General features: G+C 38.9%; 14 protein-coding genes and 1 pseudogene. 5 read left to right on the top strand and 10 right to left on the bottom strand.

Annotated elements, in window-relative coordinates:
• The first annotated feature begins 108 nt into the window (after window positions 1–108).
• Window positions 109–687 carry a DUF2808 domain-containing protein gene (locus AC5JL8_RS20120; RefSeq protein WP_495881447.1) on the top strand — a complete coding sequence of 193 codons (579 nt, stop codon included), beginning with the start codon at window positions 109–111 and terminating at the stop codon, window positions 685–687.
• A gap of 216 nt (window positions 688–903) precedes the next feature.
• Here AC5JL8_RS20120 and AC5JL8_RS20115 read toward each other — a convergent pair whose 3' ends face one another.
• Window positions 904–3489, bottom strand: a complete 2586-nt coding sequence (locus AC5JL8_RS20115) for a GAF domain-containing protein (protein ID WP_495881446.1) — start codon at window positions 3487–3489, stop codon at window positions 904–906.
• A gap of 613 nt (window positions 3490–4102) precedes the next feature.
• On the opposite strand from AC5JL8_RS20115, the gene AC5JL8_RS20110 reads away from it, so the two are divergent.
• Both AC5JL8_RS20110 and AC5JL8_RS20105 read left to right on the top strand, forming a co-directional pair.
• Window positions 4103–4240: a hypothetical protein gene (locus AC5JL8_RS20110; protein WP_495881445.1), complete on the top strand. Its 138-nt coding sequence runs from the start codon at window positions 4103–4105 to the stop codon at window positions 4238–4240.
• Between the two features lie 812 nt (window positions 4241–5052).
• Window positions 5053–5406 (top strand): Rieske (2Fe-2S) protein, encoded by a 354-nt coding sequence (locus AC5JL8_RS20105; protein ID WP_495881444.1) that lies wholly within the window; start codon window positions 5053–5055, stop codon window positions 5404–5406.
• 411 nt (window positions 5407–5817) lie between these two features.
• Here AC5JL8_RS20105 and AC5JL8_RS20100 read toward each other — a convergent pair whose 3' ends face one another.
• The 8 genes and pseudogenes from AC5JL8_RS20100 to AC5JL8_RS20065 all read right to left on the bottom strand — a co-directional run.
• Window positions 5818–6399: a hypothetical protein gene (locus tag AC5JL8_RS20100; protein WP_495881443.1), complete on the bottom strand. Its 582-nt coding sequence runs from the start codon at window positions 6397–6399 to the stop codon at window positions 5818–5820.
• A gap of 452 nt (window positions 6400–6851) precedes the next feature.
• Complete coding sequence (locus tag AC5JL8_RS20095) at window positions 6852–7541, bottom strand: dual OB domain-containing protein (RefSeq protein ID WP_495881442.1); 690 nt, start codon at window positions 7539–7541, stop codon at window positions 6852–6854.
• Window positions 7542–7550: 9 nt separating this feature from the next.
• Window positions 7551–7997, bottom strand: coding sequence for a DUF488 domain-containing protein (locus tag AC5JL8_RS20090; RefSeq protein WP_495881441.1), 447 nt, complete (start codon window positions 7995–7997; stop codon window positions 7551–7553).
• Entirely contained in the window at window positions 7990–8643 is a 654-nt protein-coding gene (locus AC5JL8_RS20085; RefSeq protein ID WP_495881440.1) for a DUF488 domain-containing protein, read from the bottom strand. The genes AC5JL8_RS20090 and AC5JL8_RS20085 overlap by 8 nt, the downstream gene beginning before the upstream one ends.
• Before the next feature lie 203 nt (window positions 8644–8846).
• Window positions 8847–9107, bottom strand: a complete 261-nt coding sequence (locus tag AC5JL8_RS20080; protein WP_495881439.1) for a type II toxin-antitoxin system VapC family toxin — start codon at window positions 9105–9107, stop codon at window positions 8847–8849.
• 198 nt (window positions 9108–9305) lie between these two features.
• Window positions 9306–9479 (bottom strand): type II toxin-antitoxin system VapC family toxin, encoded by a 174-nt coding sequence (locus tag AC5JL8_RS20075; RefSeq protein ID WP_495881438.1) that lies wholly within the window; start codon window positions 9477–9479, stop codon window positions 9306–9308.
• Window positions 9476–9712 (bottom strand): type II toxin-antitoxin system Phd/YefM family antitoxin, encoded by a 237-nt coding sequence (locus AC5JL8_RS20070; protein WP_495881437.1) that lies wholly within the window; start codon window positions 9710–9712, stop codon window positions 9476–9478. The genes AC5JL8_RS20075 and AC5JL8_RS20070 overlap by 4 nt, the downstream gene beginning before the upstream one ends.
• An 85-nt stretch (window positions 9713–9797) precedes the next feature.
• Window positions 9798–9974, bottom strand: a pseudogene (locus tag AC5JL8_RS20065) (alpha-2-macroglobulin family protein); the annotation flags it as partial.
• Between the two features lie 47 nt (window positions 9975–10021).
• On the opposite strand from AC5JL8_RS20065, the gene AC5JL8_RS20060 reads away from it, so the two are divergent.
• Together AC5JL8_RS20060 and AC5JL8_RS20055 are read left to right on the top strand one after the other, a co-directional pair.
• Window positions 10022–10225 carry a type II toxin-antitoxin system HicB family antitoxin gene (locus AC5JL8_RS20060; RefSeq protein WP_086690510.1) on the top strand — a complete coding sequence of 68 codons (204 nt, stop codon included), beginning with the start codon at window positions 10022–10024 and terminating at the stop codon, window positions 10223–10225.
• The gene (locus AC5JL8_RS20055; protein ID WP_495881436.1) at window positions 10222–10449 is read left to right on the top strand and encodes a type II toxin-antitoxin system HicA family toxin; all 228 of its coding nucleotides are present in this window, start codon (window positions 10222–10224) and stop codon (window positions 10447–10449) included. Before AC5JL8_RS20060 ends, AC5JL8_RS20055 begins: the two co-directional genes overlap by 4 nt.
• 18 nt (window positions 10450–10467) lie before the next feature.
• On the opposite strand, the gene AC5JL8_RS20050 is transcribed toward AC5JL8_RS20055, so the two are convergent.
• Window positions 10468–16185: an alpha-2-macroglobulin family protein gene (locus AC5JL8_RS20050; protein WP_495881435.1), complete on the bottom strand. Its 5718-nt coding sequence runs from the start codon at window positions 16183–16185 to the stop codon at window positions 10468–10470.
• Window positions 16186–16435: the final 250 nt, after the last annotated feature.

Here is a 16435-nt window from a genome sequence, read left to right as displayed (position 1 = left end):
GAGCAGCAGTTGTTTATGGGGGTTTACCCCATAAGCAACTGCCTCCTCTGCCTTATTTTCAAGACAATTCACAGTACAATTGATCTAGTTGGTCATTTAGGTAAAGCAATGCGCGTTGCAGTTATATTGGCCATAGCGATCGCAACTGTAGCTGGAATTGAAACATATACTCAAAAGCCGAGTCCAGCAATTCAGTTGCGAGATGGCACAGTATATTTTGCCCAACCACCGCGGTTGGTTGAGGCAGCTACTACTTATAATGAGGTCTATGTCTGGGGTGCAACATACTACTTTACCCTCAGCCTACCAGAGAATGCCGGAGAACCACTGCAACAAGTCACAATCAACCAGCATCAAGGAGTAGACAATATTCGCTTTGATCTAAAAAACAGTTTTGCTTTTGAAGGTACGCGTTCCGACAAGGGGCAAAAATTTAAATTACAAGATGGGGCGAGTAACCAGAAGTCACGGACAGTAACATTAAGATTTGAGCCGCCAATATCTCCTGGTCAAACTATTACAATTGGTTTAAAACCTAAGCGGAATCCGGCTGTGGCAGGTGTTTATTTATTTGGAGTTACGGCTTTTCCTGCTGGTGAAAAATCTCACGGGCAATTTCTGGGTTTTGGACGACTACATTTTTACGGTTCCAGATTTAACTCGATTTTTTTCCCTTATGGGTGGTGAGATCACGTCCGGTTAAAGATTTATCATGAAAATAGCAGGGGTGCAGAGGAGCAGAGGGACACAGGAGAAGGCTTTTTAGGATTTCTGCATAGCTTTGGGAATTAATACTAATTAGCCGGACTTGATATGATTGTTAATTATATTGGTTTAAATCAAGCTATAAGGATTTGAAGATTTCTTGCAAGCGTAGCAAGTTTAATTATTTTAAATTGCTGATTATTTCTCTTTAAAAGTCCACACACCCTCATCCCAATCTGCTTCTGATGGAGGTGATTGTATCCAGTGCTGACAACGGCGCAGATGCAACATAGCAGGTTTATCATTGCCATCAGCAGCCAAAACTTTGGTAAATGCATCTTGAGCCAAGCTAAACTCACGCTTGAGGTAATACTCACGTCCTTGGTGATAATACTCAATTACTTCTAGTTTTTTACTATTAATAGGATCGGAACGCAAACTCAGCAGTTCATATATAGCTACTGGCTCATTTCTACCTTTGACGCGAATATAATCTAGTTCTCTAGCCCAAATATTTTCTTGGCAGGGTTTATAAGTGTTATCGCTAATAATGATGTCGCAACCGTACTGTTTGCTGACACTTTCTAATCGAGAGCCAAGGTTGACGCCATCACCAATAGCAGTAAATTCCATCCGTTTACTAGAGCCAATGTTGCCACTAATCACGGTATCAGAATGAATTCCAATGCCGATACTAATCCGGGGTTTATTAGCTAAGTAACGACGGTGATTAAATTCTTGCAACCGATGGCGCATTTCTAAGGATGTTTGCACTGCCATCCAAGCATGTTCTTCTAATGGTAGAGGAGAACCAAATACAGCCATAATCGCATCACCAATGTATTTATCAAGGGTGCCTTTATGTTGAAAAACTGCCTCTACCATTGATTCAAAATATTCGTTGAGCATACTGACTACTTCTTCGGCTTCTAAATTTTCCGTTAAAGTTGTATAGCCACGAATATCAGAAAATAGAATCGAAACTTCTTTGCGATCGCCTCCTAATTTAGCATCATCCAATTTCAATAATTCTTCCGCTAATTCCTGAGTCATGTAGCGGTACATCGTACTTTTAAGGCGCTTCTCATCACTGATATCTTCCATCACAACCAGTGCCCCACGGACTTGTGTATCATCGCTGGCATCGGCAATTGTGTTAATCGATAAATTAATACTGTGTTGTTCTGTGCCAGTAGTTAAAAGTATGCGATCGGGATAATACTGCTGTCGCTGTTTTAAATCGGCTGCATTTAAAGCATCCTGACACCACTTACTAAAGTCACCTTCTTTAATACCGATGACATCTTTAATTGAAAGACCTTCTAAACGGTCTTGTTCTTCATGGCCTAACAAGCGTTTAGCACTTTCGTTGGCAGCGATAATTAACCCTGCTTTATCAGTAGAAATTACACCATTAGAAAGACTACGCAAAATGTCTCGTTGCATTTGTTCTTGTTGCTTGACTGTGGCAAACAACTGGGCATTATGCAGTGCCACTCCCGCTTGAATATTAAAAGCTTCCATAAACACTTCGTCATTATGATCGAAACTAGCTTGGAAGCATTCGGGTGCTTTTGGCCAAAATGCAGGGTTATAAGCCGGAAAATCTCCTGATTTTCTTTTATTTACTAACTGAGTGACGCCAATCAATTGTTGATCGGCGTTAAATACTGGCATACAAAGTAAGCTACAAGTACGATAGCTAGTTTGCTGGTCAATTTGTTTGGCAGTACTTGAGTCTGGATGGTCATACAAATCAAAGGGAATGTTTAGCTTTTTACCAGATGCAGCTACTATGCCAGCAAAGCCTTTACCTATTGGGACTCGCAATTCTTTAGTTGAACCATCACCTTGAGTTATTTTCGTCCATAATTCATGGCGATCGCGGTCTATTAGCCATAAAGTACTGCGATCAGCATTCATCAGTTCTTTGGCTTCATCCATTACCCGTTTTAAGGTATCTTCTAAGTCAAGGCTGCTTTGACTTAGCGACTTGATTGCTTTCATAAGCGCCGCTGCTGCTCTTTGTTTTTGCGTTGCTACATAAAACGAGCGTGACGACTCTAAAATCAGTTGAATTGAAGGCGCAAATTCCTGGAATAATTCTTCATCGACGTTAGTAAAACCCCTAGTATCGATGCGTTCTGCAAGGGGATCATCGGGGTTATCCAGGTATTTTAACTTATTGAGTAATTGTACTACTGCAACTAATTTCCCTTGTTCATTCAACAATGGCAAAGCCAGCATTGTATAGGTACGGTAACCAGTTATTTTTTCTTGTTTCTGAGCAAAAACTGAGCGCGAATCTTGATAAAAATCAAACGGAATATTAATCACTTTTTTGAAAGTAGCAACTTCACCAGCTATTCCTTTATCCGCTGGAATGCGAATTTCCAAAGAGCGATCGCCTTCTGCTTCCGCCAAAATAGACCATAGTTCTTGTTTCTCTTCATCTAATAAAAATATTGTTGTACGATCTGCCCCTAATAATTCACCAATTTTCAGGGTAATCGAATGCAACATTTCTTCTAGGATTTTCTCAAATCCATGAGAATCCAGCATTGACAAAGTTTGATGGACAATCTGTAATTTTTGTTCGACCTCTTTAACAACCTGTTTAAAAGTATCCTGAGTCAGGGGAGCAAGAAAACTAGAAATCGTTCCTTGCCTTGTAGCTAAACCACCCATCGCAGCAGAATTTTCTTTTAAATATGTTTTGTCTTGGTTACGAACACCAATAATTAAATCGGCAGTCTCATCAAAACTATGTTGATGCAATGACATAACTAAATTTTGATATATAGAGATGAGTTTTTAGAAATGTTATTAAGTGTTGCCAACAGCAACAGTTATTTAGCATTATTTACAGTTTAATCGCTTATTGAACTAGCGTCATCCTGTGGATAACTAGGGTAAATCAATATTTTAAGCTTCAAAGTCTGTTCATGTAGCATTACTTCCCTAAGAGGAGCATCTCCATTAGGTAACTGCCAAATTAATTACAAGTATCAAAATATCAGCCTGTTTTCCTCTCATATTTGTTCTCCTAAATCATTGACAAAAAAGAAATACTTCAATGTAAACTAACTAGAAAGCATTTAACTTGACATATTTGTTAGAGCAAATCTTATAGATGTTAAAGTGTAGCAATAAAAATCTAAAACCATATCGACTTGAATAAAATAAAGGATAATTATAATATTTAATAAATTTAAATTAATTTTAGACAAATCTCTTGGCAGAATAGAAATTGATATGTAGCCAATTCCTAAAATAAGTTAAGTGTTAGTACTATAAATGTGACATCAAAAGTGATGTAGCTGCCATTGTTAATTACTAGGAAGGAAGGCATAATCAGGTTACAGACGTTGTGTGCATAACTTACCGGCTTATCATTATGAAAATTCCGCTGGAAGATGCATTAGCTTCATCTAAAGCTGCGATTGCAAGGGAGCGCAGCGCCTGCCGTAGGATGCCCGTACCCCTACGCTTAAGCAAGCTACGCGTAGCGTCTCCTTTAGGAGAAGGGCTGTAGGGCGATTGCGCGGAGCGCAGCACCAAAGGCGATCGCAAGGTTTGCAGATATTACTCACTTGCTCAGTCGCTACCTACTTGACTGACCATACTTGTAGAATTACTGTATCCATAGTTCCCCGACTCCTAGCTAAATTAACAGTTTCCAGTTTAAAATCAAAACTTTGTTAGAAGAATTCTCAATGTGACAAAGTTTATTTTAAGCGATTGATATCAATTGCTCGTATCCAATTTGGGCGAAGTCAGCCAAACAAGTCTGTTTAGCACTTACGCAAAAATATTATTCGTTGAGGCTGGGTACAAGGTTGTGGGAATGTACAGCTTTTAAACACCATCCCCCCTAAAGCCTTATAGCCTACACGCCCAAACCTTTGATTTTCCGTTTTTATGCGTAAGTCCTACTCTGTTTTAGAATCAGCAAAAAATTCAGGCATCAAGTGGTTGAATATGTTCAACCATAATACTTTATAAACTTTGCTGCCTAATTAGCCACTAATTATTTTTCAGAGTCTGCTGAACAAATCATCTCATGTCCGTGAAAACCCTTGTATTCTCGTTGCGATGGTAATTGGTAATCAACTTTTCCCCAATTACCAATAAACGTCGATTAAAACGAGATTTAAGCAACATATTGAGAATTAAAGCGACCTAAAAGTGAAATATTACTAGTTGCAAGCAAGATTTTGAGCTATTTATAGTCTTGCAAACTTGTAAAATGATGTACTTAATCAGCTGCTTGAGGGATAAAAAGCATAAGATCTCAAGGTCTTCCATTAAGCAGCAGCCTTGTAGATGATATTAAGCGAGGTATTTATGAACTGGGTTAAAGTTCTACCAGAAAATGAACTATCACCTAATGAGCGCAAAGTGGTAAAAGTTGAAAAACACGCTATCTTACTAATTCACCACAACAACCAAATTTACGCGGTAGCAAATTCCTGTCCGCACATGAAGCTACCTATGCAGAAGGGCAAAATTACAGATAATGGAGCGATTGTCTGCCCTTTCCACCGTAGTGCTTTTGATTTGTCCAGTGGTAATCCTACAGAATGGATTACCTTTCCCCCTGGACTTGGCAAGGTGATGGGTATGATTTCTAAAGAAAAGACACTGCCTGTTTTTCCTATCCGTGTGGAAGAAGGAAGTATTTGGGTGGGGTTGCAATAGTTTGTTGGCTATCTGTTCAGGGATACATACTAATTTGTTTAGAAAATTTCGTCCTTGATTAGTGTAATAGTCTTTCTCTAAAATCTGGCTAGACATAATCTCCGCGTCTTCCCGTTTCCGCGATAATCTGTATCATTAGTTACCTTATTTGGGGAATTGATATAAGCACTTATGGGGGCAAAACCCACAAGGGGATTGACGCCATTGCACATCAATAGCGCTTTGCTTAAGATGATGCTGCCACAAAGATTGATAACACCAGCGCCAGTTTCTTTACCGTATTCACTGGCGCTTTTATTCTAGCTACGAAATTTTAACTGATCATACTTTGTTGAATATAATTATTGAGTTCGCGATCGCTTTCTCATTTTATGTATCAGATAGCGCTCAAATTTAATACATTGCAAGAAATCATCTTCGGATAAAACTAAAGCTTGAGACAACTTTGTCAAATACATTTTTATTAAAAACCGTAGTAGGACGTCCCTGTTGAAAATTAAAGGGAGCCGAAATACTAATTATGTATTTGTGATCGGGGGTTAAGAAAGCCACCTTTTTCTCAACGCCTAAAGTATTAGATGTGTAACTAATGGCATTCTGATTAGCAACTTTAGTATTAGCAAACTTCTCGGCTGTGGGGTCATTTAGCTTTACAATATCAGCTAAACTACGATTATTATAATTAACTGATTGTGTATAAATCGAGATACTTTTAGGAAATTCTGTAGGAACTTTGTTTTTTATTAAGCATTGTGCCTGTGCAAAACTGTGAGGATCAAGTATTAGTAATCCATTCTCGCCCACTTCTAAAGTTTTGTAGTTATCAGGGATGTTAAAGCGATAGCCAAATTGTTTTTGATGAATAGTTTTAGGCTTGATAGCAGCAGGAACTATACCATTTTGGGGGCAGACTTGAGCCTGTACTAATTTGGGGTGAGCAGCAAGAGTTACACCTGCTAAGGCGGCTGCCAGTACAATATTTGTGATTTTCATATATTTTCTATCTATAAATTCTCCTAACTTAAACAAACTAATCGCTTAGATTTGTTTGGTGTAAGAGCTTGAGCTAGATTTAAATATATTGACGATATTAGGAGATAAAAAGTGCCAAATAATAGCTAAAGCTGTGACCCCAATCTTTTTTGGAATAGGTTTAGCACATTATTTAGAAGGCGATCGCACTCAGACCATTAAGCTAGGACTTACGCACCCAAGCCTGAAACCCCGATCCCCCCTAGCCCCCTTAAAATGGGGGGAACGCCTAAAGCCCCCTTTCTAAGAAGGTTGGGGGATTTGAGTGCGTAAGTTCTGTAAGCAATTTTAAAAACTTTTGAGATGATTCAAAAACTGAATAACTTCAGTATTAGTAAATTCCTGACACGATCGCTTATTGTAGGTTCGCTGTAGATAAGAGCGCCCTCGATATATGTTTTAGCCCAAGCGGTTTATTTAAATAAAATCAAGTCATAATCCGACAATTCAATAATGCCAGCAATCAATTTCCAGCAAGGCTTGTCTCCTTCCCAATCATTAGATGGTAAGTAGGGTAGGCTCAAGCTGACTGTTACTAAGCAGGGATTTTGAGGACGATAGCCAGATTCCAATCGTTTTACAAATACAGGATCAGTAATAATAGCATTAGTTAGTTGCTGACCTGTATTTGTCAGCAAAGTACCTTGCCATTTCTGACCACCTTGAGCCTTCGATATAGCCTCTACAGATAATTCTGTTGCGTATACTAATTGCAGGGTGCGTCTTTTATGAAGTGGAAGTGACTGTAGATAAGTTACAGTCACATACTTGTTAGAGTTATGAAGAACATGAGAATAGTTACCACAGTACTGCAAGATATCTTTGCATTGAGCCTGCCCGACTCGTTTCCAGACTCCACTAGCAATAGTCAAGTTTTCACTCTCAAAACCAAAGTCGGGGCCATTCTTATCTAACGGAATTTCTAGAATGTCCAATAGTGCAGGCTCTTTGCCTTGTATAAGTCGGATACTTGCAGGAACTCGACCATCCTCTGGATACAAACTAGAGACTGGACGCAGCCACTGACCTGTAGCAAGATTAACTCCTGCAATACAACGTTCTTTAAGTTTCCAAGAATTGGCAAGGCAGATAATTTGAGCCATAAAAGTTTGTCATAGGTGACTTATGGTTATATTTCCCAATTTGTCACGCAAATATTCAGCCACTAAGCGACGATGGCAATGATGAGGTTTCGCTTCACTACAAAGCAAACAACTACCATCTAAAAGCTGTGGTGAAACTTTTTTTTCAATTTGGCGATCGCTCATCAATGCTAAAAACTTGCTCTCATAGGTTTGCCAATCACCTTTGTGTTTTTTGTAATTATCCAAAATATCTTTTGTTGGTGCCATATCTAAAATATGTACATATTCGATATCACCAATTTGTCTTAAGAAATATTCTAAATCTCCCCGCTTAGTAAAACCTGCAAGTTGAGAGATATTATTCAGTCTGGTATCAACAACTCTCTTAACTCCAGAATTAACTAAAGTGTCAAAAAACTTTTGAGCAGTCTTTTGAGTAAAACCAATAGTAAATAAATTAATTGCCTTACTCATATTTATTTTCTGTTTTCTCTACATAGGCAATTTTTTCGCCTTGTTGCTGATAGGCTTTTTTCAGTAATTCTTCTTTTGAATACTGCAACATCGATGGTTCAAAAAGGGAAATACTCTCGAATAAAGACAGTTGAATTTGTTTAGGTAACTCTGGTATTTTGAGTTTATGTAATCTTAACAGTCTTTCTTCGAGGTAAACATGAGTTTCTAAATCACCATTGCACAAAATATGATTAATTTTTAGGTCAAACTGTCGTAAGCGTTGGCAAATAAGAATTGCTCTATGGCAGGTAATTGGATCTTTTTCTGCACACATCAGCGCAATTTTGTAATTTTCTGCTCCTTTTAACAATCGCTGAATTCCATCTGCAAACTGTTGAGTAGATGCAATTTTTTCATATAAAGCTTTACCATCAACATAGCAAGTTGTATCACTAGGTCTTGCTCCTAATTCTCGTCCTAAAAATACATAAGAAATACCTACATTGACTAAGGCTGCTTTAAGTGGTGCTTGACTGAAGTGTTGTAAATAGCGACTGTATGGATGCGATCGCACATCCGCTAAAGCTGTTACCCCCTGCTTTTGTAGCAATGTAATAAATGCTTCAATGCTGTGATTGGAATGTCCAATGGTAAAAATTTCCATCTCAAAAGTCTAATAGCTGCCATTGTGTCACTGTTACCCAATTATAGGCATCCTTTTTGAAGGCAGGTATCAGTAAAATAATTAACTAAATAATGCAGGCTATACACTTCTGGATCGAGGTGGTCAGCGTAGGCGATAATGCGATCGCCTTTTGTTGTTAATGTTGTAGTGGTGCGAGCGCTTTCTGGAAAAAATTATATTGCCTACCAAATAACATTCACATCATACTGAGAAATTAACGGATCTAGAGTCAGAATTGGTAAATTTTCAAGTTGGCTTTGACAAACCAATATCCGGTCAAATGGATCTTTATGATGATTGGGAAGATGATAAACTCCAACAGCGTGATTAAGTTGGATTGGTAGACTTTCAATAGAGTTAATCAGCAATTGCTCAGAAATAAACTGCTCTGGAATTTTTGGTAACAGCAATTTACCTAGTTGTGCTTTCAATACCTTCGCCAAAATAAGAGGTTAAAAAAATTTTGGCAAAAATGGCAAAATAACCGATACATAAGCGTTGAGCTTACAAGGTATGTTTTCCGCTCAAACCCTTGATACTGCGGTAGTATGTCAAAAAAAGCCTTGTGACAAATCGGGAAGGAATTTTTAGGACTTATTGTTTTTGCCAAACCCTAGAGACTAGGACGTTAATACATGAACTTACCCTCGTAAATTGGCTAAGGTATTGGCTTTAATAGCTATTTCCCAACCGCTAGCTGCACTGAAAAATAACTTATTGTTGGCATCACTGATAATTGATCTAACTGTAAATGATAACCGAGAGCTATCAGTAATCCACCACAGAAAAGTATGGGTATCAAACAGTACTCTCATCCCTCAAAGCTCGCAAGGATATCATCAGGTAAGGGATCGTCAAAATCTGGAGCGATGGTGATTAAGCCTTTAGCGCTTCCTGGTATCCGCTTTGGGAGATTTTGATTCACAGGTACTAAACGAGCGATCGCAACTCCATCTTGAATAATTGTCACTTCTTCACCCTGAATTACCCGCTTCAGAAGTTCAGAAAAGGTAACTTCTGCCTCTTGAAGATTAATATTTACAGTCATAGCAAAGCTTCTCCTAAAAGCTATAGCTGGCTTTTATCTTTCTTTCCTAATTTTACAGATGAGCATATAAGCAGGCGATGAATATTCAGGAATGCTCCTCTAATACCAGTGTAGACTCAGCCGCCCGTCCAAATTCTTCTGGTGCGTATTGCAAATGCGCTTCCGCACCAGGCCAGAGGAAGTTACCGAGAGTTACAGAACGTACTAAGTAATGTAGGTTATAAACTCCTGGTTCGAGGTGGTCGGCGTAGGCGATAATGCGATAGCTACAAATGATTAAAAATAGAGAAGTAAGTTCATTACCAAATTATGAAACTCAAAGTTGTATTAGAACCCAGTGATGAAGGTGGATACACCGTCTATGTTCCCTCACTTCCTGGATGTATTAGTGAAGGGGAAACTGTTGAAGAAGCATTAGAGAATATCCAAGAAGCAATCGAACTCTATCTTGAGCCATTGGAAAATGAATTGAGCACTCAAGAGGGAGTAATTATTAGGGAATTGGTACTGTGAGTAAAGTTCCTATTTTACCTTACACTCAGATTATCGCTGCTTTAGAACAGGATGGATGGACAGTTGTACGCCAGCGAGGTAGTCACATTAGGCTAGAAAAAACCTGGTCAGATGAAGTTTTGAAATTGACAGTTCCGGCTCATCGACCAGTTAAGCGTTCTACTCTAGCCAAGATTTTAAAGCAGGCTCGTATAGACCTGGAAAGATTTTTAGATTTGTTGTAGCCACAGATTACATAATTATTACTTACCATCCTCCAGTATTAATGTAGACTCAGCAGCACGCCCAAATTCTTCGGGTGCATATTGCAGATAGACTTCTGCACCAGGCCAGAGGAATTTACCGGGAGTAACGGAACGCACTAAGTAATGCAGGCTATAAACTCCTGGGTCGAGGTGGTCGGCATAGGCGATAATGCGATCGCGGTAAATATTTTTAAACCCAAGTTGCCAACTATCGGCTTTTGCTTCTAATGCTGCTGTTGTAGTTTGAAAACTTGCATCTACTGCTTCTAATCCGGCTGGTAGAGGATCTGTAATTACTATATGATCCACAGGATGATCGGTAATAATTTCCAAACCAATATCAAAAACTTGTCCAGGTGTTAAAGTTAATGGTTTATCAAAGGCGTAAAGTCCTAATTTTTGCAGAACTTTTTCTTCACCTACTTTCTGTATTTCTCTTGTTACCCTTAAACCGTTGAATTTTCCTGATTGATTTCCTTGCAGGCGATAATTATAAGTAACCAGATAGTGTAATTTACCTCTACCTGATTTTTGTAGCACTAAATCATGACGTCCATGAGGTAATTTATCCATTGATACATTTAGCTGTAGGCTAGGATTGCTGTAGCCATCAAAGCGATTTTCTCCTAACTTTTTACCAGCTAATTGTACAGAGGTCACAAAATTAGGTGGTGTGGGTTGTAGTTGACTATATTCTACTAAGGCTGTGAGTGCTTGGGCGTTGTTATAACTAGTTTGCCATGTGCCATCTCTTCGTTGTGCTAGCAAACTTTGAAATAATTTATCGATAACTTCGGGTTTAGCCTTGTTAGCAATAAATAGACGTAAAGCTTGCGCTTGTGCTGTCGTCGATGAACTCATCCATCCCCAACTATTGGGTAAACTAATAACTGCTGTGCGACCAGTTTCATATATATTTTTTTGTAACTGGTTCAACATTGTTTGTGATTCGTCTCGCCATTCGGAGAACTGGGATAAGTACCGCGCTAGTTTTATTTGATTGACTACATCAAAGTTATTGCGCTTTTGATAAATATCTGCTAAGAAACTATTGCGTTTATCGCCCAATTCTGCTAAAGCTATCAAGGCATTTAGTTGCAGTTGATTTTTACAAAGTTGCTGTTTGCAAAATTCGTATTGTCCAGGGTTAGCGAGGACTTTTTGTAAGTAACCCTTGAGGTGAGAAAGCATTTTAGAATCAATCAAACTAGGGAAGGCTTGACTTGCCTTAGTTAAAGATTCAGCTGAGTAGGAAGACACCCAAGGGTCGGATTTTTCTTGTCCAGGGAAAGAAGCAAAACCACCATCAGCTATTTGAAGTTTTTGCAGTTGTTCAATTGCTTGATTTGCTTGTTGGCTAGGATTAAATTCTGCAAATGTCTGACTATATTTTTGTGACAGCGTTCGCAAATTCGCCGCAATCATTAACTGACTCACTGCTGGTTCTGCGAATGGTAATTCATTATCTGCTAAAACTTGTTTGGCTGGTGCTTTAATTTCTGGTATTAAGGTACTTGCTAACTGAATATCTAAACCTCCCGCGTCTGGGAAGGTATTTTTATCAACATTCAAAGGGATTTTACTCTGCTTTTCAGTTATTCCTGTTTCAACAACTTGTTCTGTAATTTCCAGGGGCTTAATTTCCAAAGGTACTTCAAAAGCATCGGCTGCATTATTTAACTGCGTGGTAAAGCGAACTCTCCCAACTCCCACACTATCTGCGACCATGGGAAAGCGATAAGCCTGGGTAGCGGTTTCAGCTTTGGTTTGCAAAGCGGTAGCGGTAGGGTTATTATCAGCAAACTTCACCGTACCGCTGAGTTCACCGTTAATTGCGAGATTTCCAGTATTTCCAGTGTTGTTCGTGACGGATAAACCAGCGAGGATGCGATCGCCTGGACGGGCAAATTGTGGCAAGATGGCATTAGTTAGCAATGGTTTAGTAGTGATAAATGTTCCATCGCCATTGCCAAAACGCAGATTTCCATCGGTAGCAACAGCCATCACCCGCCATGTAGTTAAGTCATCGGGGAGTTTAAATGTAATCTGTGCTTTACCTGTAGCATCAGTAACCACAGAACCGTTGTAGTAAGCTAAAGCTTGAAAATCTGTGCGGACGCGGGTATTGGCTGCGCCTGAAGAAAAGCCACCGCCATAACCCCAGCCTTTGGGTTTGGGGATATCTTGGGGTTGAATGACGACAGCGGGACGATTATCACTGAAGCGGGTTGCGATCGCCTGTTCAGCATATACTGTATTTACCAAATCTGGCGGACGATAACCAGAAAGTTGTAGTACCGCCTCATTGACCACCATGACTGAGAATTGTCCTTGGGTGGGGTTACCTTGATTATCCTTGAGTTCTAGTTGTACAGTTTCCTCTGCACCAGGTTCCAGTGATGCTTGCGCTGGATTCACTTGCACTTGTAAATATTTATCCTGCAAGTTGACTTTAAATGGTGCAAAACCAATTTTTACTAATTTATCTAAACTTCCCGGTTCCACTTGATTAAGTGGTGCGCCTTGTCTAACTAACACAGCTTGTACTGCTGCATTAGGTAGCATTTCTGGCGTAACTTGAAATTGAATTTGCGGTGCGCCTCCCTTCACTTTGGTAATCTGTTGATAGAGAGGTTTATCTTTAATTACCGCAAAATATAATTCTGCATCTGGGTAGGGAGATTGAATTAATGCTGTTGCAGTTTCACCGAGTTTAAACTCTTTTTTATCTAGTTTAACTTCTAGGTGGTCTTCTTCTGGAGAACCCCAGAATACTTGATTGTCTCCAGTTACCCAAATTTGTAAATCTGTGGCGCTTAATTCATCTTTAGTATCGCTAAAATTCGCTCTAATTCTGTAGGAACCTGATTCTTGAGGTGTTACACTTACCGACTGAGGATTGCTAGCAGATGTCACTTCTGCTTGTCCCACTGTCTTATATTCCACTTGATTCTTTGGTGTTCGGCTACCTTCTACCAATTTAGTGACGCTGCTATATTTCATCTGTTGTAACTCCAGACGCAGCCGTTGACCTGTGATGGGTTTTCCTGTAGGGTCAGTAACAACAGTTTCAATAGAAAATGGTTTGCCAGCATCAGCAATAAAATTACTTTTTAACCCAATCAGGCGGTTAGTTGGTAAGGCTGTAAAAGTTTGCGAATTCGCCACCGATAAATTAGAAACATCTGCGACTTGCACATCTACACGGTAAGTCATTGGATATGGTAAATCTTTAGCCACTGTCACAGTTTGACCGCTGCTACCGCTAGCATCTAACCGAGAATTTACCTGCAACACATCGCTAGGTAAATTTGGGCTTTCTTCCGGCCAAAACCATTGCCTACCAAAGCTAAACTCTTCCCATCCTTTGGGAGTAAAATTAGCCTGCTGGCGCGTGACAAAATATTTTGCTTCTCCTCCTTGGACAGGCGCACCAAATAAATAATTACTAGCAGCCTTAGCCTCAACTTTATCGCCAATTAAGGCAAATTCTTTATTCAAGTTGAGTTCAACTTTAAAATTAGGCGGTTTGAATTCAGCCACCCGAAATTCACCCGAAATTTCTTGTCCGCTTTTACCTCTAGCCTGGACTGTATAATATCCTAAGCGTTGAGCTTTATTAATCGGCAACTCTAGGGAGAAAGTACCAAATTCATTGCTTGTCTTCGTGCCTAAATTAGTCCTTTGTCCATCAGGATTTACTAGAGTTAATTGGTAAACAGCATTTTTATCTTGCTGAATTGTGCCATTTTGTAAGTAATCAGCGAAACCAGTTAACCAAGCTTTTTCCCCTGGTTGATATAATTGCCTATCTGAGAATATAATTCCTCGTGATTCTGGTTTTCCATCTTGCCAACCTGCATCAATACCATAACCATAAACACCGCTATATTCTTCTGTGCGGGTAAATGCCCAATCTTGATTTTCACGGGCAATTATTACCAATTCTGGTGCTTTGACAAATCTTTGATTTCCAGGAAAACATTGCTGCAAATCTTCGCGTTTAATGCTGAGATTACCATTATCATCTGTTTTACCAGATGCACAAGGTAGAGGTTGAGGACGAGATTTTACGTTTAATTTTGATTGATAAATTTCAATAGCAGCAGCTTTCACAGGTGAACCATCGCCAAGATGATGAACACGAATTAAACCAGAATCGGGAAACCACTGCGAAAATACACCTAAATTGGTTAATTGTACTAAGCCATAAGTTGTAGGTTCTCGCCACAGTTCCTTGCGATTTTCTTGATATTTATTAGTACGTGCTTGCACCCCATAAGCTAACATCCCCGTAGACGAAGATAGCTTTTCTCGTAAAGGAATAGTAATATCAACTGCTTGATTTTTCTTAGCTGATACTGGGAAACTTTGCCAATCAGCAGGTTTAGGTAATAAATCATTCCCATAATTAAAGTAAACCAAATCTGTTGGTTGGACTACGCGATAAGCAGCTTTGTACTTCGCTTCTGGCAGATTTATCGTATTAATATTTAGCTGTAAGTCTTTACTTGAAGGAAAAATATTTAAATCTGAAGGAACCCAAATATCCCCAGCTAAATCGCCAGTTTCATACTTGACTGTGACAGGCTTACCTAAAGTTTGCCCAAATTTATCTTTGAGATTTGCGCCAACAGTAATTGTATAATTAGTGGCTGGTGCAAGTGCATAAGGATTGATGCGTATAATGTTATCTTCCTCATTAACTTGAAGAAGCCGTGGAATATTTTTTGGGGCAGGATTAATTGTGATATTTTCTTGGGCTGAATCTGCCACTAAGATATTATTAAATTCCAGTTGAGGGCTACCTTGAGTAAATCTGCCGTAAGTTCCCCCTGCATCTGGTTGTCCATAGAAACTAATTTTTTGAAATGCTAAGGGTGAATATGTTGTTAACTTGCTGGCAAATTCTTTTTCACTAGGCAAATTACCATAAGCTGGACGGATACCTGGAGAAAAATTCAATCGATAACGAGTTGCTATTTCTAGATTTGCTTGGGGGATAAGCTGATAAATCCAATTACGTGCTGAAGGGTCAAATTTTTCTAAAGGATCTTCATTTTCTAGTGGTTTATCTTCTTTGATTAAATCAACTTTGAAGCCAATCCCCTGCTTTTTACCTTCTGGAAGTAATTGTAAATGTTCTTGGGCTGAAGCTGTATCTAGCTCTACGTTGGATGTAAATTGTAGTTTAGGTTGCAAATCAATCGGTTGAGCATCAGCCTTCTCAATAGGATTTACACCAGGTAAATTTGTCAGCTTAATCAGTTCTGTATTGAAAGTCCAAGCTAAATCTTTATCTAAATGATGATTTTTTAAATCTGTTAAACCTGCTTTTAGGGTAACCTTAAATCTTGTCGCTTGTGGCAATGCTTTATCAGCTTGAAATCCCACCATACGCGGTGTTAAAAAACGAAATCGGCCGGGTAAGGGTGGCAATAGTTCAAATTTTTGTAGCAAATTCTGCTGTTCTGGGCTGTCAAGACTTTCAACAGGAATTAAAGCTTCTTTAAATCGGATGCGAATTTGATTGAGTGGTTTCGCATCGCCAATGGGACTAATTTGTTCAATCCAGTCTGGTAAATTTGGCGGTGTTAAAGGCGCAACCGTTGGTAGTGGTTCTTTACCTGGGCTAATTCCAAAAAAATTACACCCTGTTATTCCTAACATAAGTGCTAGGGTAAGTATGAATTGAATAAAAATTTTAATAACCATGTTTAATTAATAATTATGTAGGATAGGCAATGCCCATCTATGAAGTTTTCAAAACTCCAATAGATCTGCTATATAGTTATTTATATAGATAACTAATCTAATGTGTTTGTTCCTTAAAATTACTATAATTCTTAACTAAAACATTTACTTTTTTTAACGAACTGCCAAGAACGCCAAGGAGGAGAGTAAAGAGAAGATTTTATCAGGTATTTAAATTTAGATAATACTAATTACCATCTCCAAATTTATT

Source organism: Mojavia sp., from assembly GCF_059505145.1.
This window is presented reverse-complemented; position numbering and strand designations above follow the sequence as displayed.

Coding starts and splice junctions, on each gene's coding strand:
- AC5JL8_RS20120 (WP_495881447.1), top strand. CDS start 109: ATGCGCGTTGCAGTTATATTGGCCATAGCGATCGCAACTGTAGCTGGA.
- AC5JL8_RS20115 (WP_495881446.1), bottom strand. CDS start 3,489: ATGTCATTGCATCAACATAGTTTTGATGAGACTGCCGATTTAATTATT.
- AC5JL8_RS20110 (WP_495881445.1), top strand. CDS start 4,103: ATGAAAATTCCGCTGGAAGATGCATTAGCTTCATCTAAAGCTGCGATT.
- AC5JL8_RS20105 (WP_495881444.1), top strand. CDS start 5,053: ATGAACTGGGTTAAAGTTCTACCAGAAAATGAACTATCACCTAATGAG.
- AC5JL8_RS20100 (WP_495881443.1), bottom strand. CDS start 6,399: ATGAAAATCACAAATATTGTACTGGCAGCCGCCTTAGCAGGTGTAACT.
- AC5JL8_RS20095 (WP_495881442.1), bottom strand. CDS start 7,541: ATGGCTCAAATTATCTGCCTTGCCAATTCTTGGAAACTTAAAGAACGT.
- AC5JL8_RS20090 (WP_495881441.1), bottom strand. CDS start 7,997: ATGAGTAAGGCAATTAATTTATTTACTATTGGTTTTACTCAAAAGACT.
- AC5JL8_RS20085 (WP_495881440.1), bottom strand. CDS start 8,643: ATGGAAATTTTTACCATTGGACATTCCAATCACAGCATTGAAGCATTT.
- AC5JL8_RS20075 (WP_495881438.1), bottom strand. CDS start 9,479: ATGAGAGTACTGTTTGATACCCATACTTTTCTGTGGTGGATTACTGAT.
- AC5JL8_RS20070 (WP_495881437.1), bottom strand. CDS start 9,712: ATGACTGTAAATATTAATCTTCAAGAGGCAGAAGTTACCTTTTCTGAA.
- AC5JL8_RS20060 (WP_086690510.1), top strand. CDS start 10,022: ATGAAACTCAAAGTTGTATTAGAACCCAGTGATGAAGGTGGATACACC.
- AC5JL8_RS20050 (WP_495881435.1), bottom strand. CDS start 16,185: ATGGTTATTAAAATTTTTATTCAATTCATACTTACCCTAGCACTTATG.